Origin of the sequence: Polaromonas sp., from assembly GCF_043778355.1 — a bacterium.
GTDB lineage: Bacteria > Pseudomonadota > Gammaproteobacteria > Burkholderiales > Burkholderiaceae_C > Polaromonas.
On record NZ_JAYWHI010000032.1, the window covers coordinates 1 to 26698 of the forward strand.

At 62.8% G+C, this 26698-nt stretch carries 20 protein-coding genes; 7 read left to right on the top strand and 13 right to left on the bottom strand.

What is annotated here, in order from left to right:
• Together ACH2CW_RS06175 and ACH2CW_RS06180 are read right to left on the bottom strand one after the other, a co-directional pair.
• Positions 1-2424: filamentous hemagglutinin N-terminal domain-containing protein (locus ACH2CW_RS06175; protein WP_395056165.1), on the bottom strand; the 2424-nt coding region annotated here is incomplete at its 3' end.
• A 12-nt stretch (positions 2425-2436) separates the two neighbouring features.
• The gene (locus ACH2CW_RS06180; RefSeq protein WP_395056167.1) at positions 2437-4110 is read right to left on the bottom strand and encodes a ShlB/FhaC/HecB family hemolysin secretion/activation protein; all 1674 of its coding nucleotides are present in this window, start codon (positions 4108-4110) and stop codon (positions 2437-2439) included.
• Positions 4111-4688: 578 nt separating this feature from the next.
• On the opposite strand from ACH2CW_RS06180, the gene ACH2CW_RS06185 reads away from it, so the two are divergent.
• From ACH2CW_RS06185 to ACH2CW_RS06195, 3 genes are all read left to right on the top strand, one after another.
• Complete coding sequence (locus ACH2CW_RS06185) at positions 4689-7007, top strand: NADP-dependent malic enzyme (protein ID WP_395056169.1); 2319 nt, start codon at positions 4689-4691, stop codon at positions 7005-7007.
• Positions 7008-7194: 187 nt separating this feature from the next.
• Positions 7195-7602: a ribonuclease domain-containing protein gene (locus ACH2CW_RS06190; protein ID WP_395056171.1), complete on the top strand. Its 408-nt coding sequence runs from the start codon at positions 7195-7197 to the stop codon at positions 7600-7602.
• A gap of 53 nt (positions 7603-7655) precedes the next feature.
• The gene (locus ACH2CW_RS06195) at positions 7656-8057 is read left to right on the top strand and encodes a barstar family protein (protein WP_296924378.1); all 402 of its coding nucleotides are present in this window, start codon (positions 7656-7658) and stop codon (positions 8055-8057) included.
• Between the two features lie 225 nt (positions 8058-8282).
• Here the strand turns inward: ACH2CW_RS06195 and rsmA are convergent, their stop codons facing one another.
• From rsmA to ACH2CW_RS06210, 3 genes are all read right to left on the bottom strand, one after another.
• Positions 8283-9065 carry a 16S rRNA (adenine(1518)-N(6)/adenine(1519)-N(6))-dimethyltransferase RsmA gene (rsmA, locus tag ACH2CW_RS06200; RefSeq protein ID WP_395056173.1) on the bottom strand — a complete coding sequence of 261 codons (783 nt, stop codon included), beginning with the start codon at positions 9063-9065 and terminating at the stop codon, positions 8283-8285.
• 133 nt (positions 9066-9198) lie between these two features.
• Complete coding sequence (locus ACH2CW_RS06205; protein ID WP_395056175.1) at positions 9199-10611, bottom strand: peptidylprolyl isomerase; 1413 nt, start codon at positions 10609-10611, stop codon at positions 9199-9201.
• Positions 10604-13105, bottom strand: coding sequence for an LPS-assembly protein LptD (locus tag ACH2CW_RS06210; RefSeq protein ID WP_395056177.1), 2502 nt, complete (start codon positions 13103-13105; stop codon positions 10604-10606). Before ACH2CW_RS06210 ends, ACH2CW_RS06205 begins: the two co-directional genes overlap by 8 nt.
• Positions 13106-13214: 109 nt before the next feature.
• Here ACH2CW_RS06210 and ACH2CW_RS06215 point away from each other — a divergent pair, with 109 nt between their 5' ends.
• The 3 genes from ACH2CW_RS06215 (at position 13215) to ACH2CW_RS06225 (ending at position 16404) form a co-directional block, all read left to right on the top strand.
• Positions 13215-14393: an aminoglycoside phosphotransferase family protein gene (locus tag ACH2CW_RS06215; RefSeq protein WP_395056179.1), complete on the top strand. Its 1179-nt coding sequence runs from the start codon at positions 13215-13217 to the stop codon at positions 14391-14393.
• A gap of 100 nt (positions 14394-14493) precedes the next feature.
• Entirely contained in the window at positions 14494-15231 is a 738-nt protein-coding gene (locus tag ACH2CW_RS06220) for a 16S rRNA (uracil(1498)-N(3))-methyltransferase (protein ID WP_395056181.1), read from the top strand.
• A gap of 3 nt (positions 15232-15234) precedes the next feature.
• Positions 15235-16404 carry an MFS transporter gene (locus ACH2CW_RS06225; RefSeq protein WP_395056183.1) on the top strand — a complete coding sequence of 390 codons (1170 nt, stop codon included), beginning with the start codon at positions 15235-15237 and terminating at the stop codon, positions 16402-16404.
• A gap of 60 nt (positions 16405-16464) precedes the next feature.
• Here the strand turns inward: ACH2CW_RS06225 and ACH2CW_RS06230 are convergent, their stop codons facing one another.
• On the bottom strand, positions 16465-17367 hold the full coding sequence (locus tag ACH2CW_RS06230) for an alpha/beta hydrolase (RefSeq protein WP_395056185.1): 903 nt from the start codon (positions 17365-17367) through the stop codon (positions 16465-16467).
• A gap of 16 nt (positions 17368-17383) precedes the next feature.
• The gene (locus ACH2CW_RS06235; protein WP_395056187.1) at positions 17384-18958 is read right to left on the bottom strand and encodes a M20 family metallopeptidase; all 1575 of its coding nucleotides are present in this window, start codon (positions 18956-18958) and stop codon (positions 17384-17386) included.
• Between the two features lie 139 nt (positions 18959-19097).
• On the opposite strand from ACH2CW_RS06235, the gene ACH2CW_RS06240 reads away from it, so the two are divergent.
• On the top strand, positions 19098-19934 hold the full coding sequence (locus tag ACH2CW_RS06240) for a DUF72 domain-containing protein (RefSeq protein WP_395056189.1): 837 nt from the start codon (positions 19098-19100) through the stop codon (positions 19932-19934).
• On the opposite strand, the gene ACH2CW_RS06245 is transcribed toward ACH2CW_RS06240, so the two are convergent.
• From ACH2CW_RS06245 to ACH2CW_RS06270, 6 genes are all read right to left on the bottom strand, one after another.
• A complete protein-coding gene (locus ACH2CW_RS06245; RefSeq protein ID WP_395056191.1) occupies positions 19918-21720 on the bottom strand; it encodes a SulP family inorganic anion transporter in 1803 nt (600 codons plus the stop codon). The genes ACH2CW_RS06240 and ACH2CW_RS06245 overlap by 17 nt on opposite strands.
• 75 nt (positions 21721-21795) lie before the next feature.
• Positions 21796-23160: a chromate efflux transporter gene (gene chrA / locus ACH2CW_RS06250; RefSeq protein WP_395056193.1), complete on the bottom strand. Its 1365-nt coding sequence runs from the start codon at positions 23158-23160 to the stop codon at positions 21796-21798.
• The gene (locus tag ACH2CW_RS06255) at positions 23157-24059 is read right to left on the bottom strand and encodes a chromate resistance protein ChrB domain-containing protein (RefSeq protein ID WP_395056195.1); all 903 of its coding nucleotides are present in this window, start codon (positions 24057-24059) and stop codon (positions 23157-23159) included. Before ACH2CW_RS06255 ends, chrA begins: the two co-directional genes overlap by 4 nt.
• A 125-nt stretch (positions 24060-24184) precedes the next feature.
• A complete protein-coding gene (gene metW, locus ACH2CW_RS06260; RefSeq protein WP_395056197.1) occupies positions 24185-24784 on the bottom strand; it encodes a methionine biosynthesis protein MetW in 600 nt (199 codons plus the stop codon).
• The gene (locus tag ACH2CW_RS06265; RefSeq protein WP_395056199.1) at positions 24778-25932 is read right to left on the bottom strand and encodes a homoserine O-acetyltransferase; all 1155 of its coding nucleotides are present in this window, start codon (positions 25930-25932) and stop codon (positions 24778-24780) included. Before ACH2CW_RS06265 ends, metW begins: the two co-directional genes overlap by 7 nt.
• Before the next feature lie 178 nt (positions 25933-26110).
• Positions 26111-26674 carry a TMEM165/GDT1 family protein gene (locus ACH2CW_RS06270; protein ID WP_395056201.1) on the bottom strand — a complete coding sequence of 188 codons (564 nt, stop codon included), beginning with the start codon at positions 26672-26674 and terminating at the stop codon, positions 26111-26113.
• Between the last annotated feature and the right edge of the window lie 24 nt (positions 26675-26698).

Consider the following 26698-nt stretch of genomic DNA (forward strand, 5'->3'; position numbering starts at 1 on the left):
GCCGGTCTGGCTCACGCCGTTGGTGGAGGTGATGCTCACAGACGCGCCATTGCCTCCCGTCTGGCTGGTGCCGGCGCCCACGCCGGCTGAACCATTGGCGGTGATGGCCGCTGCCGTCACACCCGCTCCCGTGATGCTGACCGCGCCTGCGTTGCGTCCGGCGTTGCCTGTGAGGGTGGTGCCGCCTGTGGTGTTGATGTTGCCGCTGGCTGCCGTGCCCAGCGCGCTCAGTGTGACCGACCCACCGTGCCCGAAGGTGCCTCCTGTGGTGGTCAGTGCGCCCGTGGTGACGTTGCCTGCCGTAGCCGTGTTGCTCACGCTGATCGAGCCGGCCGTGCCTGCCGCTCCGCCCGCTGCCGCGTTGCCCGTGCTGGCCGTCAGCGCGCCGGTCTGTATGTTGCCCGTCCCGCTGTTGCTCACGCTGATACTGCCGGCGTTGCCGCCGGCCTGGCCCGCGCCATTGCCGGCGCTGCCGTTGGCTGTGATCGCTGCCGTCGTCACACCACCCACCCCGGTGATGCTCACCGCTCCTCCCGCTCGCCCTGCCGTGCCAGCGCCCGCCGTGCCGCCTGTCGCCGTGATCGCGCCTCCCAGATTCACCACGCCCGTGCCCGTGATGCTCACCGCGCCGCCATCACCATTGGCCGCGCCTGTGGTGGTGACAGTGCCCGCCGCGGTGCTGGTCACATTGGCCCCGGACAAGGTGATGCCACCGGCCTGCGAGCTCAGGCCTGCGGCCAAGGAGAGCGTACCCGCGCCGCTGCTGTCGGCATCTGATTTCAGATGGATGGATCCCGTTCCAGTGACCGCAATCGTGGCCCCTGTCGCCACGGCAATGTTGTTATTGGCCTCCAGACGAACACTGCCGTTGGCCGCCATGCTCAACGGGTTGTTGACCGAAATGTCCCGCGTTGCCTGGAGAAACAGCTCGTTGAATCCCGTGACCGTAGATATCTGAACGGTGTAGGTGCCGGGATCTGGCGCGGCTGCAAAGGCCAGGTCGGGTGTGTTCACCGGCTGATTGCTCACCACTGACGGGTTGGACGCAGCAGTACTGAGAATGATGTCTTGCGGGTCAAAGAGCACCTTGCCGCCGACACCTTGCGGCGCTGTGACGTCAATCGTGCCGCGTGTATCCAGGTACTGCTTGCCGGAGACTTCGACAAAGCCGCCATCACCGCCCTGGGTGCCGCCGCGCGCGCTGATGCTGCCCGCACTGCGTGTGTCGCCGTCCGCCCAGATCACGACCTTGCCGCCGTGGCCCTGTTCCAGCGCGTCGGCCCGGATTGTGGAGCCCGCAGCAACATGGGTGCGTGTCGCGTTTGGCACCGCACTGTTGCTGCCCTGGTCGTCACCGCCGACCAGCACGGTCCCACCGCCCGCCTGGCCTGAGACGTCGATGCGGGCCCCAGTCGCAAGCAGCACCTTGTCTCCAAGGACCTGTACCGTTCCTCCCCTCTGACCGGCCACTGCGCCGCTGGCATCGAGCGTACCTGCAACATGCACCACACCGCTGCGGCCGCCGCTGAGCACAATCAGGCCGTTGCGCTCGGTCGCGGAGGTGGCGCGGATCACACCAGACTGGTTGACCACCGTGGCCATCGCGTCGCCCAGCGCGCTGGCGAGCATGGCAACCTGCCCGCCGGCGGCGGTGATCGTGCCACTGTTGGACGCTGCCGCGTTGACAGCCGCCGCATCAACCGAGAACCGCACCAGCCCCGCGCCCGAGGTGTCCAGTGTCACGCGCGACCCCGCCAGCAGTCCGGTGGCGCCCGCTTCCGTCACAATCGTTCCGGTGTTGCTGACGCTGGCACCGGCCAGCAATACGTAGCCCGCGCGCGCAACATTGATGCTGCCGTGGTTGACCACACCGCCACCACCCGTCCCGCTGAAGGTATAGCGGCCAGCCAGAAAATCGTCATTTCCGATGGCCAGGCTGGAAGCCACCAGGCCGCCCACATTGACCTGCGCGCCCGGCGCAAACATCACGCCCGCCGGATTGACCAGAAAAACCTGGCCGTTGGCGCTCAGCGAGCCGTAAATGGCCGATGGATTGGCGCCAGTAACACGGTTCAGCGCCACAGAAGCCGCGCCAGGTTGCACAAACTGCACCGACTGCCCCGCGCCAATGCTGAAGCTTTGCCAGTTGATGATGGCTTTGTCGCTGCCCTGCTGGACCCGCATCTGGTGGGGGGTCGGTGTACTGACACTGGCCTGGCCTGCCACCACATCGCCGCCCGTGGGCAGGGCCACGGCAAGGTTGGTAAACCCCGCCAGCACCGCCACCAACAGGCGAGACAACAGGTGCCCACTGCGGATGCGGTAAGTCGCGGTAAGCTTTCGCGACAGGCGCACCACCACGGTACGAACCGCCCAAGGCTGGCGCGCCGTCCGGGATTTTGGAGTTAGCGTTATGGGGTTCATGGCGCTACGGCGTTAAAACCATTTTTGGGCAGACACCCACGCCCGCGGAGAGCGATCAGGATCGCCAGTGGAAGGGCCGATATTGGTGGTACGCCAGGCCAGGTAAGTGGTGATCAGAAAATTGTTGACGCGCCCCGCCAATGCGCCAATACCGACCGCGCCCAATGCCAGGCGGTTCGGACCGGCAAGCGACAGGGGGTCCTGGTTGAACCGGATCGTGCCGTAGTCGTAGAAGGCCGCCAGGCTGACGGGTTCACCACCCCAAGCCACCGGTGCGGGCAACTGGTAGCGGTATTCCAGATTGATAAGCAGGCCAGCGTCCCCGACACCCTCGCCAACCGGGTAGGCGCGCACACCGGCGGGTCCCCCCAAGGCCATTTTTTCGGAAGAGACCATGTTTTTTGAGGCCCATTGCGCCTGCACGTTGATGTGAATGCTGGATGGGTTCTCAAAAAACTGTGCGCGCTGGAATTCAAGGTTGAGCTTGCTGAACGAACCCGCGGTTTGCAGTCCGCCAAAACCCTGATCAAACCCAAGACTGGCTGCGTCCAGCTTTGCACGACCACGGGTCACTGTCAGCGCATAACTGCTGGAGCCACCGGCGCCGGCTGCGGCATCAACAAAATTGCCCAGCAGTCCAAGCCGGGCGGCGGCAATGCGGCGTTCGCTTTCGTTGGCCGGCGTGGCAATCAGGTCTGCGAATTTTTTATGCTCCAGACCGAGCAGGCCATACAGGTTGTTTTCGCGTGAGCGAATCAGCGGTCGCGTCAGTGAAACGCCCAGAACATCGGCCTTGCCAGTGGCGCCCAAGGCCGCAAACTGCCTGCCCAAGGCGTAGTTGTTGCGAGCCGCGCTGAAGGCCAGTTGCGCCCCGGCGGTGCTCACGGGCACAGCGTAAGCGAGCCGGTAGAGGCTGCTTCTGGAGGCCTCGCCGATTTGGGCGCGGGCGCTCAAAGTATCACCACGTCCGAGCAGGTTGCTGGCACGTAGATTTCCGTAGGCTTGCTGGACTCCCACCGCGCGTGCACCAAAGTTATCTACACCGACGGAGCCGTCAAGCTGCGGGCCCTGGGATCGAATGGTCACGACAACATCGGCCTGCCCCAACAACTCGCCGGGCTCCACCGTAGCGCTGGCATCCATCCCGGCGAGGTCGCGCAAGAGCAAAACCGGTTTGTCGAGCAGGTATTCCGTGATCAGCGCACCTGGCACCAGGTTGGCCGTTGCCACGCGCCTGGCAAACGACGATGAGCCGTGCTGCCCGTCGACTTGCACACGGACCTTGCCTATCCGTGCCTCAATCACAGCGATGGTCACCGTGCCGCCCTCGGCCTGGAAGGCCTGCTCTGGCAAATAGGCTTCGGTCAGAAGATACCCGCGCGCCCGGTAATACTGGCTGACCAAGCCCGCCGCCTCTGTCAGTCCGGCCAGATCGGTGCGCTGGTTGATGCGCCCAGCCAGCACAGCGGCCAGCGTTGCGCCGTCGAACACCGTGTTGCCTTCAAAGCGGAAAGCCGCAGGTGTGACGCGTACTGCCCCCTGCGAGGGCAAAGCCAATCTCGGCTGCGGCAAACCGATCTGGGGCGCGCCCGGCTGCGGCAACAGGGGAATCTGCCGTTGCGGCTCCTGCAAGGTGCCGGCGTCGGGCCGCTGGATCTGCTGCGCAGAAACAGATGAGCATGCCACCAACCCCAAACCCGAAAGCCAGGTCAGCAGAAAAAAAGAAATGCCAGAACGGTCCAAACAAGCCTCTCTAACGGCGCATGTTCCTTTTGCAACATATTGTTTTTAATCACTTTCGGCAGTATCCGACAATGCCGCGTTCAGAACCATAAAGACGGCCACAATTCAGAACAAAGGCACTTATTTGCAACAAATTTCGCGCCTGCGCACTGCAAACCGCGCATTCGGTACTGCGCTTCAGGACCCACCCCAAATGCCCGGCTAGGCTCCGCCGCTACGCGACTCTCATAGCCATGGCGCCAGTTCCCGGATGGGTTCTGAAAAAACCGCTATGTTGCTATTATTTTTATAGCTATTTATTGATACTGTATATGGGCTTTGGCCACTTTTTATCCGTGATCAGGCAGGTTGCGACCGAACAATGAGCGGCCCCATCCAGGGCTAAGGTTTTGTGAAAAAGTCAAAAGCGCTGCACCTGTTTGCGTAAATTCACGTACTAGGGTTTTCCCATGCGACGGCCTACAATCGCAGACCCTTACAAAAATGACGGCCTGCCTGGCCGCCGCTCAGGAGACAACTTGATGCCCGCAGCCGTGCCCACCGCCCCCGATAACAACCAGGAAAAACGTGACGAATTGCGCCGTGCAGCGCTGGAATACCACGAATTTCCGACCCCCGGGAAAATTGCGATTGCGGCCACCAAGCAGTTGACCAACCAGCGCGATCTGGCGTTGGCCTATTCGCCGGGGGTTGCCGCCCCGTGTGAAGAAATCGTCAAGGACCCCAACGCCGCCTTCAAGTACACCAGCCGCGGCAACCTGGTTGCCGTGATCACCAACGGCACGGCGGTGCTCGGATTGGGCAACATTGGCCCGTTGGCGGCGAAACCCGTCATGGAAGGCAAGGGGGTGCTGTTCAAGAAGTTCGCCGGCATTGACGTTTTCGACATTGAGATCGACGAAAGCGACCCCGCCAAACTGGTAGACATCATTGCCGCGCTGGAGCCGACTTTTGGCGCCGTTAACCTCGAAGACATCAAGGCGCCCGACTGCTTTTACATCGAGCGGGAGCTGCGCAAGCGGATGAAAATCCCGGTGTTTCATGATGACCAACACGGCACCGCCATCACTGTCGGTGCAGCCGTCCTGAACGCGCTGAAGGTCGTCGGCAAGGACCCGAAAAAGGTCAAACTCGTCACTTCCGGCGCGGGCGCTGCCGCGCTTGCCTGCCTGAACCTGCTGCTCAAACTCGGGATGCCCCGGGAGAACATCTATGTCACCGACCTGGCCGGCGTGGTTTATGAAGGTCGCACCGAGTTGATGGATGAAGACAAGATCCAGTTCGCGCAAAAAACGCAGGCGCGCACCCTGGGCGACATTATTGACGGCGCAGACATCTTTCTGGGCCTGTCCGCTGGTGGTGTGCTGAAGAAGGACATGGTCAAGCGCATGGCGGCCAAGCCCATCATCCTGGCGCTGGCCAATCCGAACCCGGAGATCACGCCGGAAGATGTGAAAACCGTTCGCGACGATGCCATCATGGCCACAGGCCGTACCGACTACCCCAACCAGGTCAACAACGTCCTGTGTTTCCCCTACATCTTCAGGGGCGCACTCGACGCCGGCGCCTCCACCATCACCATCGAGATGGAAATTGCGGCCGTGCATGCAATTGCCGAACTGGCCCAGGCTGAGCAGAGCGAAGTGGTCGCGGCTGCCTACGCAGGGGCACAACTCGCATTTGGTCCCGATTACCTGATCCCCAAGCCTTTTGACCCCCGCCTGATGATGAAGATCGCGCCGGCCGTGGCGCAGGCTGCGGCCGACAGCGGTGTGGCGCTGCGCCCAATCACCGACATGGACGCCTACCGCGAAAAGCTCCAAAGTTTCGTTTATGCCTCGGGCACCACGATGAAACCGATTTTTGCGGCGGCCAAAAAAGCCGGTAAAAAACGCGTGGCTTATGCCGAGGGCGAGGAAGAGCGCGTGCTTCGGGCGTGTCAGATCGTCGTCGATGAAGGCCTGGCTCGCCCCACCTTGATCGGTCGGCCGGCCATCATTGCCCAGCGCATTGAGAAGTTCGGCTTGCGCCTGAAGGAGGAGCTTGACTACGACGTCGTCAACGTCGAGCAAGACCACCGTTACCGTGACTTCTGGCAGACCTACCACCGGCTGATGGAGCGCCGCGGCGTCACCGCGCAGATTGCCAAAATCGAAATGCGCCGCCGCTTGACGCTAATCGCCGGCATGTTGCTGCACAAGGGAGATGTCGACGGCCTGATCTGTGGCACCTGGGGCACCACCGCTCATCACCTGGACTATCTGGACCAAGTCATCGGCAAACGTCCGGGCGTCTGCACCTATGCGTGCATGAACGGCCTGCTGCTGCCGGACCGGCAGGTTTTCCTGGTGGATACCCATGTCAACTACGACCCGACGGCCGAACAACTGGCAGAGATCACCACCATGGCCGCAGAAGAGATGATGCGTTTCGGCATCAAACCCAAGGCGGCACTGCTGTCGCACTCCAATTTCGGCACCTCCAAGATGCCCAGCGCCTTGAAAATGCGTCACACCCTGGAACTGCTGCGTGAGCAGGCGCCCTGGCTGGAAGTTGATGGGGAGATGCATGGGGACGTGGCGCTTGATGCGGCAGCCCGAGCAGCGGTGATGCCCAACAGCACCTTGGCCGGAGAGGCCAATCTTTTGGTGCTGCCCAATATTGATGCAGCCAATATCGCCTACAACCTGCTCAAAACCGCAGCGGGCGGCAACATCGCCATTGGCCCCGTGTTGCTGGGCGCGAGCAAACCCATGCATATCCTGACGGCCAGCACCACGGTACGCCGGATTGTCAATATGACAGCATTGACGGTGGCCGATGCCAACGCTTCCCGATAAGCTCGCCTTAGACAGCTAGTACTAACTTATTCTTCTCAAAACCTCGTGTCAGGCTGCCCAATTTTTGGGCAAGGACTTGCATTTTCTGCCCGGATACGTCAAACTCTGTCTCTTGAAATTTAGGGGTTAACCCGCTGTCCTGAAAAGCTCGGGTACTCTGCCCGGTTCGAGAAAGACATTTTTTTTCATGTTGCGAAAAGGTTGGGCGGGTTGGTCACTGGTCGCAGCGGTCACATTGGCGGCTGTGGGCACAGGGTTCAGCCCCGATATGGTGCAGGCCAGAAAGGCCAACGCCGATATCGGGATCAGCACGGTCATGATCGCGGAACTGCCGGTGCAGGGGCGCAACATGGTGAAACTGATTTACCAAGGCGGGCCCTTCAAGTATGACAAGGACGGCTCGGTGTTTGGCAACCGGGAAAGAATTCTTCCCGCCAACCAACGCAGTTATTACCGCGAGTACACCGTTCAAACACCCGGTGAGCGCAGCCGGGGTGCCCGGCGTATTGTTTGTGGCGGCTGGGTGCCGACGGTGCCCGACGCTTGTTATTACACCGATGATCACTACGCGAGTTTTCGCAGAATTGTTCAGTAACTTCTGCAGTGATCGTCAACTTTGAGTTTTTGACTTAAGAAAGAGAAGCGGAGATGGACATGCCACTTCGTACTGTTAGACCCAACATCGTGCAATCCATACGCGCCTTCCGCGTGCAGGACTTGCAGGACGCCGCCACGCAATTGAACCAGCACTTTCTGTATGCCAACCTGGGCAACGCCCAGAGCAAACAAGATGTACTGGACATGATCGCGGCACAGTACACATTCCCGGCGCATTTTGGGAAAAATTTCGATGCGCTCTACGACTGCATGACGGACCTTGTTCACAAGTCCGGCCCGCAGCCTGGTTTTATCGTCGTTCTTGAGCAGATACCTGCCCACGCCAAGTTCGACAAGGAAGCACGCGAGCAACTGCTGGATATCTTCCGGGATGCAGCAGACTACTGGGCGGATCGAAAGATACCGTTCAGATGTTTCTATTCTTTTCTGTAGCCCGCTCCCCAGACATTGGCCAAGGGGATCGGGCGAATGAGGCCCAGCAAGCAAGTGTCGCAGATGGTGAAGAGCCGATGCCGACAGACAAACTACTCGACGTGTCGCCACTGGCGCTGCGCATGAGCAGTCCGTTCAATGCCGGATACTGGCTGGCAGCAGCCTAAGGCGCTGCTGCATTGGAAAAGCCCGTCACTGACGGGCTTTTTGCTTTTCGGGAGCGCGTCAGAGGTGCTTCCCCGCCTCCAGCGTTTGGGTCAGGGCCACGTACTCGGCCACTGGCACTTCCTCGGCCCGGCGCTGCAGGTCAAACGATGGGGCAGATTGCTTTTGCTCCAGCCATTTTCCCAGTGAATGCCGCAGCAGCTTGCGGCGCTGACTGAAAGCCACACGCACCACCTCGCTCAACAGTGCTGGATCCAGCACAGCGGGCGCGGCGTGCGGCACCATGCGCACAATGGCGCTGTCCACCCGCGGCGGCGGATCAAAACTCTGCGGTGGAACAAACAGCACATTCTCCATGGCATAACGCCATTGCAACATCACACTGAGCCGACCATAGTCGCTGGTGGCGGGCTGGGCCACCATACGGTCAATCACTTCCTTTTGGAGCATGAAGTGCTGGTCTTCGATGACATCGACCGCCTCGAGCAGATGAAACAGGATGGGCGTGGAAATGTTGTAAGGCAGGTTGCCAACAACGCGGATTTTGCCGGAGGCACCCGCCTTGTCGGCGGCGAGCTGGACAAAGTCGACCTTCAGCACATCGGACTGGATCACCTGAAGCTGCGGATGCAAGCGCAATTGCTGCGCCAGATCCCGGTCCAGCTCAATCACCGTCAGCTTGCCCAGGCGTTCGGCCAGTGGCTGGGTCAGCGCCGCCAAGCCAGGGCCAATTTCCACAACAGCCTGCCCGGCCTTGGGCGCAATTGCCTCCACGATGGCGTCAATGATGGCGCGGTCGGTCAGAAAGTGCTGCCCGAAGCGCTTGCGCGGAATGTGTTTCACGCTAGCCTAGCGGCGAAAGTTGGGCTTTCTCTTTCAGGCAGGGGCCGCGGGTCCGGCTTTGCCGGACCGCAGGCGCGGCGGCCCCCACGGGGGGCAGGGAGCGACACGCAGTGCGCGACCGCAGGGGCGAATATCATTGCGGCGGATCCCGGTATTCCACATAGGCGCGGCCGCGCACCTCCTGCGCCCAGGCGGTGTAAGCCTCCTCAAGCTTTTTCTCTCGCAACATGCCACGCACGACTTCACGCTGCTCGCGCGGAGACAGTGCGGTGTTGCGCCGCTCCTGCACCTGGATCAAATGGACGCCGAATCTCGACACCAGGGGATCGCCCAGCTGTCCGGGCGCCAGGCTGTTCATGCGCTCTTCAAATTCCGGCACAAACATGCCGGCGGCAGCCCAACCCAGATCGCCGCCGTCCTTGGCCGATGCGTCCTGGCTGAACTCGCGGGCCAGCGCCGCAAAATCGGCCTGCCCGGCGGCTATGCGCCTTTTGAATTCCTGCAAACGCGCGACGGCTGCCGCCTCGCTGAGCTGCGGAGTGGTGCGTAAAAGAATATGCCGGGCCCGAGTTTCGGGCACGCTGGCAGCAGGCGTACCGCCGCGTTTTTTCTCAATCACCTTGAGCACGTGAAAGCCCGCACCGCTGCGCAGCGGGCCGGCTACGCCGCCGACCGGCAGGTTTTGTGTGGCGTTGATGAAGAGTTCCGGGTAACGATCCGGCGCGCGCAAACCCATCTGCCCGTCAGTGCTGCCGCCAGGTGAATTGGAGAACTCCTTGACCAGGACCGTAAAGTCGGTGCCACTGCGCGCCCGTTCCGCCACCAGCTGCGCACGGGCCTGGAGACCGGCAAGTTGCTCCGTGCTGGCATTTTCTGGAACGGCAACCAGAACCTGCGCGAGGTTGACCTCCATGACAGCCTGCGGGTTGCCGCCATCGGCCTGCTCGCGCAGATATTGCTCAACGTCCTGATCGCTGACTTTCGCACGCGACTCCAGCTCACGATCGCGCACCCGATTGAGCAATAACTCATTGCGAAGATCAGCCCGAAACTGGGAAAACGGCAGGCCTTCGGCCTCCAGGCGCCGGCGCAATTCTTCGGCAGACATCTGGTTTTGCCTGGCCACGTTGGCAACGGCCTCGTCCAGCATCGCGTCATTGACTTGCACGCCGGTTTCCCTGGCCAGCTGTAGCTGGGTTCGCTCGCTGATGATGCGTTCGAGCAACTGCCGTGCGAATTCGTTTCTGGGTGGCACCTGCGCGCCCTGTTGACGCATCTGTTGCTCGATACGCAACATGCGCGCGCGCACTTCGTTGTTGGTCACCGGCTCGGAGTTGACCACGGCGACGATGTAGTCCGCCTGCCGCTGCGGGGCGTTGGCAACGGCACCCGAGCCGAGACTCTGGGCGCCCAAGGCAGGCAGGCGTTGTTGACCCGGCAACCTGAGCGTCTGAGCCTGCGCTACCGGCAGTGCCAGTACCAGCGCCAGCGCGACAAAAACTGATGGGCGTAGGCAAGGGTGTTGAATAGGGCTGAATTTAGTCATAGTTGGTAAAGCGGCTTGGCGTCGTACTTTGCTCGCGCAGGTACTGGTAACGCGGAATGTTGGCTTTCAATGTTTTCAGGGGATTGTTGCCAATGCGAGAAAAACCAACAAATTCAAGCTGGAACAAGATACGGGTGCTGCTCGACGAGCCGGAACCGACCCGCGCGATAGTGCCTAGCTGGGTGCGCTCCAGCACCACCCGGCCTATCCAGCAGCAACCGTCGTATTCCACGCCAAGCACCATGTCGACCAGTTTCTTGTCGGGCACACTGTAATTGAGGCGCCCCACGCTGTACAAGCGTCCTGGGCCCTGCCCACGCCCAGCGCCGAGGTCCTGGCCCTTGTCGCCCCACAAGTCGTTGATCGGCCATTGCCAGCCCACTTCATACTGCTCACTGACATTTCGCTGGCGGCGGTAGGCGGCACTGACCACGCGGTAATTGCTCGGGCTGTAACGTCCGCCAACTGTCGAGCGCTCTGAAATATTGGTTTTCGGGTTGTATTGCACCGTCGTTTCCAGCGACCAGGCCGGCGTCAAATTGACCGTGGAGCCAAACAACAGGTCGCTCAGGCGCTCGGATACGGGTACCTCACCAGGCAGCCGGACCTGCCGGTCCTTGAACCGCACCCGCTGCGCGATTCCCACACGCAACGCCTCCGCGCCGGTGTCGGGATTCAACAGCCGGGACGTCACCCCGGTGGTCAACATATTGGAGTCCGAAATCCGGTCATTGCCGACAAATTCGTTCTCCGTGAACAGGGTGGCGAAGTTAAACGCATTCAGACCTGAGTCATAGTTGGGCAACGCGGCCTGATTACGAAAGGGCGTATTCACATAAAAAGCCCGCGGCTCCAGCGTTTGCGTGAACGCCTGGCCAAAGAAACTGGCGTTGCGCTCGAATACCAGCCCACTGTCCAGGCTGAAGGTGGGTACCGTCCGTGACGCCGAGCGGGCACCATTGATCAGCGGGTCATCAAATTGATAACTTGTCGAATTGAGTATCAACTTGGGCGTGATGTAGCCAGCTGGCCGGATCGAGGGCCGGCTGATCTGAGTCAGCGCATGCGCGCGCTTGGCATTGGGTTGCAGGGTCAGCGAGCGATCCGATTCCAATCGGACGAACTCGGTCGCGACTGAGTAGTCGAATCCGCTCACTCCGCCCAGCGGCACATTAAAGCGGTTGTAGGCGGTCGTGAGTTGCGGCAGACGGTCATAAGGCGGAACGATGGGCGAATTGACATCCTGCTGAGTCTGGTATTTAAGCGTACGCAGCGATACAGAAGAATATTCGCCTATCCATAATACGCTGGCATCACTGGGCAACAGTCGCTGTGTCAGCACATTGGTGCCCCCACCCAAGCCAGTGGATGGAAAATCGCGCCAGTAGTTGTTGTCACTGACTCGATTCAGGTTCAGGTTGAGGCGAAGGGCCCCTAACGATCGCAACCCCGTAGAGAAGATACCGCTGGAAACCAAGTTGTAAGACCACCGGGTCTTGTCGCGCAAACTGTCGTTGGGCAGGAGGCTGGCGCGCAATTCGCCTTGATACTCACGCTCCAGGTAGCGGAACTCGCCGGCCAGGTCTACGCCGCGTTTGCTCAAGAACGTCGGCGAGAAGGTGGCGTCGCGCTGCGGCGCGATGTCAAAATAGTAGGGAATGTTGACTGAAGTCCCGTTGACGCTGTCGATCCCGAGGGTCGGCGGCAGCAGGCCAGACTTGCGCTTGTCGCTGAGCGGAAAGCTGAAGGTGGGCGCGGCCAGAATGGGGACATTCATGAATCGCATCACGCCACCCGAGGCCTCGCCGACGTCAGCCTCCTTGTCGAAACTGATGCGGCTGGCATTGAAGATCCAGGCCGGCATCCAGCTCGGGCCTTCACCGCGTTGGCAGGTGGTGAAGTTCGCGTCGTAGGCGACCAGGCGCTTGTCATCAAGGAAGTCCACGCGGGAGGCCACGCCATAGCCGTTGTTCTGCAGAAAGCGGTAGTCGGGCCGCGTGAAAAAGCCCTCGAACGTATCGAGCTTGATCTCCAGTTCTGGCCCGTTGTACAGATTGCCAGCATTGTTGACGCGCACATTGCCACGCGCCTTGACCACATCACTGGGCTGGTCGTACTGCAGCCAATCGGCGCGTATTGACGAGCCGCCCCGGCGCAATTCGGCATTGCCGTCAATGACGGTTTCCAGCTCCGGGCGGCCCGACAGGGTGTCCCCGAAGATAAAGGTCGGCAGCTCGATGCCGGGGCCGTCAGGCGGCTGCTCGGCCAGCATGGGGGTGCTTTTGAGCTGGCCGGGTACGGCGTCACGCCGGGGAATGCTGCCGGGCACCGAGGTCACGGGAGCCTTCGCGGCATCCTGAGACGCCGCTGGCGCCGGCGCCTGCGCATACGCGATGCCCCCATGCCCCAGGCCCAGCACAGTGCAGGACACGAGGCCGAGGGTGGCGCGGGCCACCGGGGAAAGAATAAAACGCGAGCGGGATGCGCGATGCATCGGAAGTATGAGATAAACCCGTTTATAAAAACAGGCCCGATTATCCTATGCCCACCCGCCCCTTTTCCCATCTTTTGATGGTTACATCCCAGGCAGGCCAAAACAATACATGACCGACGCTCCCATTGCCTGGACAGACCCCGACCGCGCCCGCGCTTTCAACGCGTGGCTGCTTGCCGCGACACCCACCCACAACTTGTTACCCGATACCGTGCGGCTGGCGTCGGCCGACGCCAGCTTTCGGCGCTATTTCAGGGTTCACACGGCACACGGCGCAAGCTGCATCATCATGGACGCGCCACCCGCGCAGGAAGATTGCCGGCCCTTCGTCAAGGTCGCCGGACTGATGGCGGATGCGGGGCTGCAGGCCCCGCGCGTGCTGGCCTGGGACGAGCCGCAGGGTTTCATGCTGCTCAGTGACCTGGGTGCTTTGACCATGCTTGAAGTGATAAACCAGCACAATGAAGCCGAGCGGCCGCAGCGCGCCTACACGCTGTACCGCGAAGCCGTGGATGTGCTGGTGAACTGGCAACTGGCGTCCCGGCCGGATGTGCTGCCCGCCTACGACGACGCCCTGCTGTCGCGCGAGCTGGCGCTGTTTCCCGACTGGTATGCGGAAAAGCACCGCGGTATCGCCGTCGACAGCACACTGCGCGGCAAACTCGACGCGCTGTTTGCGCAGATCAAGGACAGCAACCTGAATGCGCTGGGCGGCGCGCGGGTGTATGTGCACCGCGACTTCATGCCCAGAAATTTGATGGTCATGGGCAGCAGCAACGTGGAAAGCGTGCAATTTTCCGACGGGCCGCCCCTCGGAAAATCAACCCCCCATCGTGATGAAAGGGGCAGCGCAACGCCGAAGGCTCACGCAGTGACAAGCGCGGGGGCCTTGGGCGTACTGGATTTCCAGGACGCCGTCTACGGCCCCATCACCTATGACATCGCCAGCCTGATGCGCGATGCCTTCATCAGCTGGCCAGAAGACTTTGTGCTCGAAATTACCGTGCGTTACTGGGAACAGGCCCGCAAGGCCGGCCTGCCGGTGGGCGACGACTTCGGCGAGTTCTACCGCGCGGTGGAATGGATGGGCCTGCAGCGCCACCTGAAAATACTCGGCATCTTTGCCCGCTTGACCCTGCGCGATGGCAAGCCCAAATACCTGGCGGACACACCGCGTTTTATTGCCTATGCGCGCTCGACCTGCGCGCGTTACCGCGCACTCGGACCGCTGATGGTGTTGCTCGACGAAATCGAGGGCAATGAAACCCGCGTAGGTTACACGTTTTGAGCCATGGTTCAGGCATCAAACCGGGCTTCAGCCCATACCCCATGGGCATAGACAGCTATTTATTTGATAGCACATGTCGTGGCGACCAAGGCCTGCAAGCATGACCGCGCGCTTTTACGCCGACCTGGCCCTGTCCGTCGGCGACGCGTTGGCGTTGCCCGAACGCGCGGCGCGCCATGTACAGGTCCTGCGCCTGCAGCCCGAGGCTGTCATCACGCTGTTCAACAGCCAGGGTGGAGAGTTCGAGGCGCGCATCACGCGCATGGGCCGCAGCGATGTGCAGGTCGTCATCACCGGCCACCAGGCGGTGGAGCGCGAAGCGCGCCGCGCGGTGCATCTGGCCATCGGCATGCCCGCCAACGAACGCATGGACTGGCTGGTTGAAAAAGCCAGCGAACTCGGCGCCGCCAGCATCACGCCGCTGATGGCCGAGCGTTCGGTGCTGCGCCTCAAGGGCGAACGCGCGGACAAGAAAGTCGCGCACTGGCAGGGTGTGGCGATTGCGGCTTGCGAACAGTGTGGGCGCAACCGCCTGCCGCCTGTGCATGGGGTGGAGAACCTGACCGACTGGCTGGCGGCGCTGCCACACCCATCACCCACCACGCCCCGGCTGCTGCTGTCCTTGCGCGCCGGCACACAGCCGCTGCTGCTGGCGCTGACTGGCAGCGACGGTGTGGCGCCGGTGACGCTGCTCAGCGGCCCGGAAGGTGGCCTCAGCGCGGCCGAAGAAGATGCGGCCATCGCAGCCGGTTTTGTGCCAGTCACTTTAGGCCCGCGCACATTGCGTGCCGAAACTGCGCCACTGGCCGGCTTGGCGCTGCTCACCTTGCAAGGCTGAACCATGAACCGCAACCTCTGGCTGCTGGCGATCTGCCAGGGCCTGTTCCTCACCAACAACGTCACCTTCATTGCCATCAACGGCCTGGTCGGTCTGGCGCTGGCGCCGCTGGGCTGGATGGCGACGCTGCCGGTCATGGGGTATGTGGTGGGCGGTGCGCTGTCGACCGGCCTGGTCGCACGTACGCAAAAGCGTTTTGGCCGCAAAACTTCCTTCCAGCTCGGGTTGATGGTGGCGGTGTTGTCGGCGCTGCTGTGCTGTTATGCCGCCTACAGCCGCAATTTCTGGCTGCTGGTCACTGCCACGGTGGTCGCCGGCTATTACAACGCCAACGCCCAGCTCTACCGTTTTGCCGCTGCCGAACTGGCCTTGCCCGCGTTTCGCGAAAAGGCGGTGTCGCTGGTGATGGCCGGCGGGCTGATAGGCGCGATCGCCGGACCGAATCTGGCGGCGGGCACACGAACCCTGACCGCCGTACCGTTTGCCGGCGCCTATCTCGCCCTCAGCGTGGTGGCGCTGCTGGCCATGGCCTTGCTGGCCTTTATCCACTTCCCGCCCACGCCGCCGCAGCAGGCCGCAAGCGGGGGCCGGCCCCTGCGCGAGATCATGCGCCAGCCGGTATTCATTGTTGCGGCTGCAGCCGGCGCGCTGGGTTTTGGTGTGATGAATTTGTTGATGGCGGCCACGCCGATCGCCATGCAGGTCTGCGGCCTGCCATTTTCCGATGCGGCGCTGGTGCTTGAGTGGCATGTGATTGGCATGTTTGCACCCGGCTTTTTCACCGGTCACCTGATCAAGCGTTTCGGCACGCTGCCGATCATGGCGATCGGGCTGGCGCTCAACGTGGCCTGCGTGCTGATTGCGCTGTCGGGTGTGGAGTTGCACCAGTTTCTGGCGGCGTTGTTTTTGCTGGGCGTCGGTTGGAATTTCCTGTTCACCGGCGCTACGACACTGGCCCTGACAGCCTACCGCCCCGAGGAAAAGGACAAGGCCCAGGGCGCCCTCAACTTCTGCGTGTTTGCGGTGCTGGCGCTGTCATCGCTGGCGTCTGGCGTGCTGGTCACGACCCAAGGCTGGACCCTGCTCAACCTGGGTTCGCTGCTGCCACTGGGCCTGACCGGTGTGGCGCTGGCATGGCTGGCGCTGCAGGGGCGGCGTCGCCGGGTCGCCTGAGTTGCTCCTGATTTCATAGCTGTTTAGACCCATCTGATATGGGCCAATGGCCTTTTTGGCTTAAAAACGCGCGTCCAGCCAGGCTTTCAGGGTGGCAAACACCGGTGCCGAATCCAGCTCGTTAAAAAGTTCGTGGTACAGATCGTCAAAGCATCGGGCGGTCACAACACCTGCCGCACCGTTGCTGGCCGCCGCGTCGGCAAAGGCGAGGCTGCCCGCCGGGTTGACGAGCTTGTCCGCGCCGGCATACATCAGCAGGGTCGGCGTGCACCAGGTACTGGCCGCAGCCACGGTCGCGGGGCCGGCCGTGGCAATAAATTTGGCCAGTCGCGCTGAAATCTTGGCATGCACCAGCGGATCGGCCAGGTATTTCTGCACCACACGCGTATCGTGAGAAATGTATTCAGGCTTCAAGCCGTTGTTGATGCGCAGATTGGGCGCGATCACCGGCAGTATGGCCAGTAAAAACTTCTGAACAGCATTGAGCCCCGGATCGAGCGCGGGCGAGGACAACACCACGCCATCGACCGGCCGCACTTTCAGCGACACAAATCGCCCCACCACCAGACCGCCCAGGCTATGGCCCAACAAAATCAGCGGCAAGAAACTGTCATCCTTGCCCTTGCCGGCTGCGCGCGGCAGGCGCAGGGCCCGATGGCGGGTGTCGTCCACCACCTCAGCCAGATCCTCCAGCAGCAGGGCTTCACTGCTCAGGCCACCGCGCGCACCGCCGGATTCCCCGTGCCCTCGCTGGTCATAGGCGCGCACCGCAAAACCCCAATCGAGCAGTTTTTGCGCGACATGGTCGTAGCGACTGGCGTGTTCGCCCAGCCCGTGGACGATCAGCACCACGGCGCGCGGAGGCAGCGCCTCGTCCGACCGCCAGGCCGCCATCGGCCATTCGTAGAGCGCCAGGTTTTCGCCATCACGCGCGGTGAAGGGTGCCAGCGTCGGTTTGTCCATCAGGCGCTCGATTCCTTCAGGGCATGCTGGCGATCACGTGCGCCACGGCGGCGGTGATCTTCTTGGCATAGGGCACATGCAGGAACTCGTTGGGACCATGTGCATTGCTTTTCGGGCCCAACACGCCACAGACCATCATCTGCGCCTTCGGAAAGCCCCGGCTCAGCATGTTCATCAGCGGAATCGTGCCGCCCTGGCCAATGGTGCCGCAAGGTGCGCCGTAGTGGGCCTGCGAGGCATCATCCAGCGCCTTCTGGAACCACGGCGAGGTGCTGGGTGCGTTCCAGCCGGTGGCGCCGCCGGCGCTTTCAAAAGTGACTTTGGCCTGGTAAGGCGCGTTGTCTTCGAGCAGGGTTTTGAGCTCCTGCACCGCGCTGCCGGCATCAACCAGCGGAGGCAGGCGCAGCGACAGCTTGAAGGCGGTATACGGCCGCAGCACATTACCGGCATTGCCCATCTCGGGAAAGCCGTCAGCGCCAGTGACGCTCAGCGTCGGCTTCCAGGTGCGGTTGAGCAGCGCTTCCACCGGGTCGGTGGTGGTCGGTAGCGCAAAGGTCGTGGCGCCGCCGCAGTCGTAGTGCGCCCACGGGAAACGCTTGTAAATCTGGTCGCCGAGAATTTGCGCGGTCGCCTTGGCCTGCTGCAGCCGCTCGGCCGGAATCTCGCAGTGAAAGCTGGACGGCAGCAAGCGGCCGGTCTTGCTGTCCTCGAGGCGGTCCAGCACTTGGCGCATGATGCGAAAGCTCGAGGGCACCAGGCCACTGGCATCGCCCGAATGCACACCTTCTGTCAGGATTTCCACCTTCAGCACGCCGCTGGCCATGCCGCGCAGCGAGGTGGTCAGCCAGAGCTGGTCATAGTTGCCGGCGCCCGAATCGAGGCAGATCACCAGGCCGACCTCGCCAAGGCGGGTGCGCAAGGCATCGACATAAGGCAGCAGGTCGTAGGAGCCGCTTTCCTCGCAGGTTTCGACCAGGCCGACGATGCGCGGGTGCGCCACCTTCTGGCTTTTGAGCGCCTGGATCGCCGCGATGCTGGCGTACACCGCATACCCGTCGTCGGCGCCGCCGCGGCCGAACAACTTGCCGTCTTCGTACTTGGGTGTCCAGGGGCCGAGGTCGTTGCGCCAGCCCGTGAACTCGGGCTGCTTGTCCAGGTGGCCGTACATCAACACCGTTTCTGTGGATTTGGCCCCCACGCTTCCCACTGCGTGTGCCTCCGGGGTTTCGCTGCCCCTGGCATCTGGAAAAGGGGCTGGCCTTGCTTGGGGCGGCCCTGCGCGGCGGCCGTCGCCTTGGCTGGCCGGCACTTCAAAAAACAGCACCGGCGTGCGGCCTTCCAGCCGGACGATCTCCAGCTTCAGGCCCTCGACTTTTTGCGCCTCGACCCAGGCAGCCGCATTGCGCATGACGGTGTCGATGTGACCATGGCCAGCCCAGTCGGCATCAAACGACGGTGACTTGGCCGGAATGGTGATGTAGTCAGTGATCTGCTTGACGATGTCGCCGTCCCATTGGGCGCTGACATCGGACAAGGCCTGTGCGTCATTGAGAAGGCCGGCTGGGATTTCGCGGTGCAGGGGGGCGTTCATGACAACTCCGGGAAGTGAGGCGAAAGACCTACTGTACCCGCGCCCGAGCGCGCGTGCCAGCCCGGTTTTGCTGGCTGCGTGGCGCGCCGGGTCTTTTTCTGCAACCATGTGCAAGTCGTCTCATCGCTGAAGGCTCCCCATGAAAAAGTCCCCGCCTACCGCGCCCGGTATCCGCGCCGGCATTCGCGTCGGCATCGGCGGCTGGACCTATGCGCCCTGGCGCGACAACTTTTACCCTGCGAAGCTGCCGCAGAGCCAGGAACTGGGCTACGCCAGCCGCCATCTCAACGCCATCGAGGTCAACGGTACCTACTACAGCAGCTTCAAGCCGGCTAGCTTTGCCAAATGGCGCGATGAAACGCCCGCCGACTTTGTGTTTTCGCTGAAGGCCAGCCGCTTCAGCACCAACCGTCGCGTGCTGGCCGAGGCCGGTGAATCGATTGACCGCTTTGTGGACAGCGGCATCAGCGAGCTTGGCAACAAGCTCGGCCCCATCGTCTGGCAATTCATGCCGACCAAGGTGTTTGACGCCGACGATTTCGGCGCCTTCCTGAGGCTGCTGCCGAAGGCCGTCGATGGCATCAAGCTGCGCCATGTGCTCGATGTGCGGCATCCCAGCTTCATGACGCCGGACTACCTGGCACTGGCGCGCACTCATCACTGCGCAACCGTGTTCACCGATTCGCCGGACTTCCCGTCTTTTGCCGACCTGAGCTCGGATTTCGTTTATGCCCGGCTGATGTGCAGTGACGCCAAGTTCAAGAGCGGGTACGCGCCCAAGGTCCTGGATGCCTGGGCGGCGGTAGCGCAGACCTGGGCACAGGGCGGCGACCCGGCAGTGCCGCCGCATCTGGAGCCGGCCAAAGCCAAAACGGCCAGGGATGTATATGTGTTTTTCATCAATGGCGCCAAGGAAAAGGCGCCACACGCCGCCATGGGCCTGCTGCAGCGGCTGGGCGTCAAGCCGCCGGGCTAGGACTCACCGGATCCGGGGCGGGAACACTGCGGCATTCCTCGAAAATGCGCGCCGTGCACTGGCGGCAGATGGCCGGGTCCAGCCGCGTGAAAATGGTCGCGATCGCACTGCGTTTGTCAGGAAACTGGTGCTCGGGGCCCAGCAGGCGGGTGAAGCCGGTGGTCTGCCACATCTGGATCACCTCCGGGCGCGGCCGGTGAAAGTACAGATCGCCGCCCAGGGCGCGGCGCGCGTTGAGCTCCTGCTCCCAGAGCTGCGCACCGGCCAGGTCGATGAAGTTCATGCTTTTGCCCATCACCAGCAGGTGTTTTTGCGGCTGCGGCGCGTGGCGCAAGGCGTGCAGGGTGTCGGCGACATGCTGGGTCGCACCGAAGTAGACCTCGCCCTCCATGCGCAGGAGTTTCAGCTGCGGGCATTCCGGCAGGGGGAGCTCCGCATCGGCCAGCACCACAAACTGCCGGTCCGGTGTCCGGCTGTCGAACCCCATGGTGCGCATCGCCGGTTTTGAAGTGCGGTACAGAAAGGACATCAGCGACAACAGCGTGCCGAGCAAAATCGCAATCTCTAGCCGGATACTGACCGTCGCCACCAACGTGGCCAGGGCAACACCGAACTCGGTGCGGCTCAGCGCAAACAACTGCCTCCAGCGCTTGAGGTCCAGCAGCGACACCGCCACCAGCAACAACAGTGCCGCCAGTGCGGCCATCGGGATTTGCGCCAACAGGGGCGCGCTGAGCGCCACCAGCACCAGCAGCAACACCGCAGAAAAAACCGCTGCCAGCGGCGTGCGCGCGCCGGCCTCCAGGTTCGGCATGGAACGGTTCAGCGACCCGCAGGACACATAGGACGAGAAGAAACCGCCGACGATGTTGGACAGGCCCTGACCGCGGAATTCGCGGTTGGCGTCGATGCGCTGGCCCGAGCGCGCCGCCACCGCCTTGGCAATCGAGATGGACTGGCCCAGCGCCACGATGGTCAACGCAAACGCCAGCCCCAGCAACTCTGACAAGGCCGACCAGCTGACCGTGGGCACGGCAAATTGGGGCCACGGCGTTTGAATCTGGCCGACCGTGCGCAGCGGCAGCGGTGCGGCGCTGACCCAGGTCGACCATACCCAGCTCAGAACCGTCGCCACCACCAGCCCGGCGAGCATGGACGGCCAACTCGGACGCCAACGCCGCACCAGCAAGGCAACAGCCAGCGTCACGCCAGCCACCGCCAGCGCCGCCGGCTGAACGGCGCGCAGTTGAGTGAGGACATGCAGCAACACCGCCGCTGCGCCGTGATGTGCGGCTGCGGCCAGGCCCAGCAGGTCCGGCAGCGCGTACACGGCGATCAGCAGCGCTGCGCCCGACGTAAAACCGAACAACGCGGCCGGAGAAATGAAATTGGCCAGACTGCCCAGACGCAGCGCGCCTATCACCCATTGCATGATGCCGACCAGCACCGTGACGGCCAGCACCATCTGGATGTAGGCCGGGCTGAAGGCCAGGGCCAGCGGCGACAACATCGCAAACAGCGCCAGCGAATTGGCATTGGTCGGCCCCGACATCACATGCCAGCTCGAGCCGAACAACGCAGCAATGATGCAGGGCACGATGGCGGTGTAAAGGCCATATTCAGGCGGCAAGCCAGCCAGCGTGGCAAAGGCAATGCCCTGCGGCAGCACCAGCACCGCGCCCAGCAGGGCCGCCATCAGGTCGTGGCGCAGCGTGGCGGGAGTAACCGCATGAACCCAAGTCCCGAACAGCCGCTCAAGCAGCGTGTGCGTTGGCGCGGAGGCCATGTTTTGCGGAGAGCCGTGCATGGACATGAGCATAACGCGGCCCGCCGTGCCCACCGGGACATCGGTCGCGGGTGGTCAGGCCAGGCCAGACAGGCGCAGCAGCAAGCCGAGCACGGCGCAAGTGGCAATGACGGGAATCACGCCGACCTTGTAGCGCAGCAGCGCCACGCCGGCCGCCAGCATGATGACCACGGCTGGCCATTCCACGCTCGAAGCCAACCCGGCTGTCATATCCGCCGGAAATGCGACGTGCGTTATAAAAAACAGCGCCAGACTGGCGATCACCCCGACCACGGCAGCGGTAATGGCCGCCAGTGGCGCGGTGAACTGTATCTTGCCGTGGGTGGATTCCACCAGTGGCCCGCCCGCCAGGATGAAGATGAATGAGGGCAGGAAGGTGAACCAAGTCACCAGCAGCGCCGCCAGCGTGGCACCCTGGAACAGCGCATCCGGGCCCAGCACTTCCTTGGTCCAGCCGCCGACAAACGCCACGAAGGCCACCACCATGATCAGCGGCCCCGGTGTGGTCTCACCCAACGCCAGGCCGTCGATCATCTGCGGCCCGGTGAGCCAGCCGAACTGTTCGACCGCGCCCTGATAGACATAGGGCAACACCGCATAAGCGCCGCCGAAAGTCAGCAGCGCCGCCTTGGTAAAAAACCAGCTCATCTGGGCCAGCGCGCCGTTCCAGCCCTGCCAGGCCAGCAGCGCGCCCATGGGCAGCAGCCAGAGCACAGCGCCTGTGGCCAGCACCGCCGCCAAACGCGATTTTTTGAAGCGCGCATGCAGCGGCGTGGGTGTGTCGTCATCAATCAGAGCGGGCGCATGCGTACCGCCTGCCGACGTGTGTCCGCCGCTCGTGAACTGTCCCGGCGCGAAACGCGCGCACAACCAGCCCGTCAGCGCCGCACCCAGAACGACCCACGGAAAAGGCACATGCAGCAGCGCAATTGCTATGAAACTGATAGCTGCAACAATCCACGGGACAGGGGCTTCACGCGGATTTTTCAATGATTTGCCGCCAATGCGGTAGACCGCCTGCAACACAATGGCCGCCACCGCCGGCTTGATGCCATAAAAAATCCCGGCGACCAGGGGTACATCGCCGAAGGCGACATAGATCCAGCTCAGCGCGATCAGGATGAACAGCGAAGGCAGCACAAACAGCACGCCGGCCACCACCCCGCCCCAGGTCCGGTGCATCAGCCAGCCGATGTAGGTGGCGAGCTGCTGCGCTTCTGGTCCGGGCAGCAACATGCAGTAATTGAGCGCATGCAGAAACCGCTTCTCCGAGATCCAGCGTTTTTGCTCCACCAGTTCGCGGTGCATGATCGCGATCTGCCCGGCCGGCCCGCCGAAGCTGATGAAACCGAGTTTGAGCCAGAAGCGGAAGGCCTGGCCGAAACTGACCGCTTCCGGCCGTGGGGTCGCCCGCATCATGCGCCCGCGCCAGCCATGGATGCCGGCTTCCAGTCATGCCGCTCGGGTGCCTTGCCCTGCCACACGGCATGTGCTTCGCTGGCGCACCAGGCGTAGAGCGCGTCGTACAGCGGCATGGCGGCTTCCAGCATGTCGTGGTCATCCTTGTGCAAGCGGGACAAACCCAGCGAGAAGGCCAGCAAGCCGGCACACTGCGGCTCCAGCGCCAGCCGGTCGGTATCGGCCCCGCGCACAATGCGGGCCAGGCGGTCTACCGCCGGGTCTTCAATCTCAAACGCACGAAGCAAACCATCAAAGCTGCACCATTCGCCCTCATGCGTCACCGGTGCGCCCGGAAGGTCATAGGCCACCGCCTTCAGCCGCGCCGCTTCACTGAAGACCTGCGCCGTCGGGACGTAAAAAAATTCGGCACGCGGGTCGATAAACCGGCGTATCAGCCAGGGGCAGGCAATGCGGTCAATTTTGGGGCGCTCTCGGGTGATCCAGCGCGACGCCTGCTCGCCGGTCACGCCCCAGTCGGCGCGCTTGCGCAGGGTGGGCAGCGGCGTCAAACGCCACTGGGCAATGTCCTGGGCGCTGTCCACGCCGTCTTCCCCGCCCTCGATGCCGCCCGCCAGCGCGCGCGCATCCCAGCCCGCGGCGCGCAGCAGCGCTGTCGCATCCGCGCTGACGTTGTGGCCATAGACGCAATACACGACCACTTCGCGGGCTGGGCCGGCGGCGGCCAGCGCAGCCACGTCTTCAGGCGCACAGCGCCGCGCTGCAGCGAGCATGCGCGGACTTTCTGCAAATTTGCCCTCGCGCCGGACGTCGAGCAACAAGGGCGCATCGGCGCGGCCCATGCGGGCAGCGAGTTCTTCGGGGGTGATGCGGGGAACGGAAATGAGAGAGGTGTCCACGGAATACTCCAATGAGTGTGACCAGCGCTTGGACGGGACACCGTCTATCTGTGAGGATTCGGGAGGCTGAAATCCCGATGGCCAAATCCTAACATCTCGGCGCGGCTTGCGGCAAGCCCGGAAGCCTAGCCGTGTTGAAACTTGAACACCGCGCGGCTGGCGCGCGCGTTCGGCCAGAAGCGAACTTCCCTGCCGTCCTGCAGGCCAAATGAATCGAGGATATTCAAGCGGTTCTTCTGCGCCAGTGCGGCAAAGTCCTGCAGCGTGCCGACGCGGATGTTGGGTGTGTCATACCACTGGTAGGGCAGCACCTTGGTCACTGGCATGCGGCCGCGCAGAACCGCCAGCCGGTTTGGCCAGTGCCCGAAATTGGGAAAGGCGACGATGCCGGTGTGGCCTACACGCGCGGTTTCGCGCAGCATGACCTCGGCATTGCGCAGGTGCTGCAGCGTATCGATCTGCAGCACCACGTCAAAACTCGCATCGCCAAACATCGCCAGGCCCTCGTCGAGGTTGAGCTGGATCACGTTGACGCCGCGCGCCACGCAGGCCTGGATATTGGTGTCATCTATCTCCACACCGTAACCGGTGCAGCCGCGTTCGCGCACCAGATGGTCCAGGAGAGCGCCGTCGCCGCAGCCGAGGTCCAGCACACGCGAGCCCGGCGGGACCAGACGGGCAATCAGCAACTGGTCAGCAGAAAGTCGAGCATCGGTATTCAGCATGGCGCCATCTTGCTCTCAAAATAGGAGCGCACTACACCCAGATAACGCGGGTCGTCGAGCAAAAAGGCATCGTGACCGTGCGGCGCGTTTATCTCGGCGTAACTCACGTCGCGCTGGTTGTCGAGCAGGGCCTTGACGATCTCGCGGCTGCGTGACGGCGAAAAGCGCCAGTCGGTCGTGAAACTCACCAGCAGGAATTTGGCGCGCGCCGGCGCCAGCGCCAGCGTGAGGTTGCCGCCGTGGGCGGCGGCAGGATCGAAGTAGTCCAGCGCCCGCGTGATCAGCAAATAGGTGTTCGCGTCGAAGTACTCGCTGAACTTGTCACCCTGGTAACGCAGATAACTTTCGATCTGGAACTCGACCTCCTGCGTGGAAAACCTGTAGCCGCTGTCATGGCCCACGACCGCCTCACGCAACTGCCGTCCAAACTTTTCGTTCATCACGTCGTCACTGAGGTAGGTGATGTGCCCGATCATGCGGGCGATGCGCAGGCCGCGCTGCGGCAACACGCCGTGCCGGCCGTAGTGGCCGCCGTGGAAGTCCGGGTCGGTCACGATGGCGCGCCGCGCCACCTCGTTGAAGGCGATGTTTTCAGCCGTCAGGTTGGGTGCGCTGGCCACCACCACCGCGTGGCGCACCCGGTCCGGGTACTGCAAGGTCCAGCTCAGGGCCTGCATGCCGCCCAAGCTGCCGCCCATGACCGCTGCCAGTGTCTGGATGCCCAGTGCGTCGAGCAGCCGGGCCTGCGCGTCGACCCAGTCCTGCACCGTCACGACCGGGAAGTCGGCGCCGTAGACTGCGCCGGTGTCGGGATGGACCTGCATCGGGCCGGTCGAGCCAAAGCAGGAGCCGAGGTTGTTCACGCCAACGACAAAAAACTTTTCCGTGTCCACCGGCTTGCCGGGCCCGATCATGGTGTCCCACCAACCTTCGGACTTGGGCACTTCCACACCCTGCTCATCCAGATACACACCGGCCACGTGGTGCGACGCATTGAGCGCGTGGCAGATCAGCACGGCATTGGATTTATCCGCGTTGAGCGTGCCGTAGGTCTCGTAACTCAGGTCGTAGGCACGGATGGACGCGCCGCTCTGCAGCGGCAAGGCGTCGGCAAAATGCATGGACTGCGGCGTGGCAACAAGCGTCAAGGAAAGCCCCACAAAACAAAAAACCCGGCATCGCTAAAAGCGAGTCCGGGTCGTGGATGTCGTCTTTAGCTGTACTTTTTAAGCGCCCGCAAGCTGGCAAATCGGCGCTGATGCAAGTATACCCCCAGGCTTTTCACTGCGCCTGCGGCCACTGCCTGCGGGGAGAAGGCCTTGTTGATCAGGCCCTGATCAACAAGGCCGCCAGACCAAGCCCCGCAAAAATCAGCGCCGACACGACGTGCACCACACGCAGAGGTACCAGGCGCGTGACACGTTCGCCGAGCCAGACCACGGGTGCGTTGGCTAGCATCATGCCGAGCGTGGTGCCGGCCACCACGGCGACCATGGCGTCGTAGCGTGCCGCCAGCATCACCGTGGCGATCTGCGTCTTGTCGCCCATCTCGGCCAGGAAAAACACCAGCACGGTGGTCGCGAAAACACCAAATCGCGGTGGCGTGTCATCCTCGCCGTTATCCAGCTTGTCGGGAATCAGCATCCACACCGCCATGGCCAGAAAAGACGCGCCCAGGATGTAGCGCAACATTTGCGGCCCGACCACGGTGGTGAGCCAGGCGCCCAGCGCGCCGGCCAGCGCATGGTTGGCCAGCGTGGCTACAAAAATACCGGCCACGATGGGCCAGGGCTTGCGAAAACGGGCAGCGAGGACGAGGGCGAGCAATTGCGTCTTGTCGCCCATTTCGGCGAGGGCGACGATGCCGGTGGAGATGAGGAAAGCTTCCATGAAATGAGACTCCGGCCGAAAACC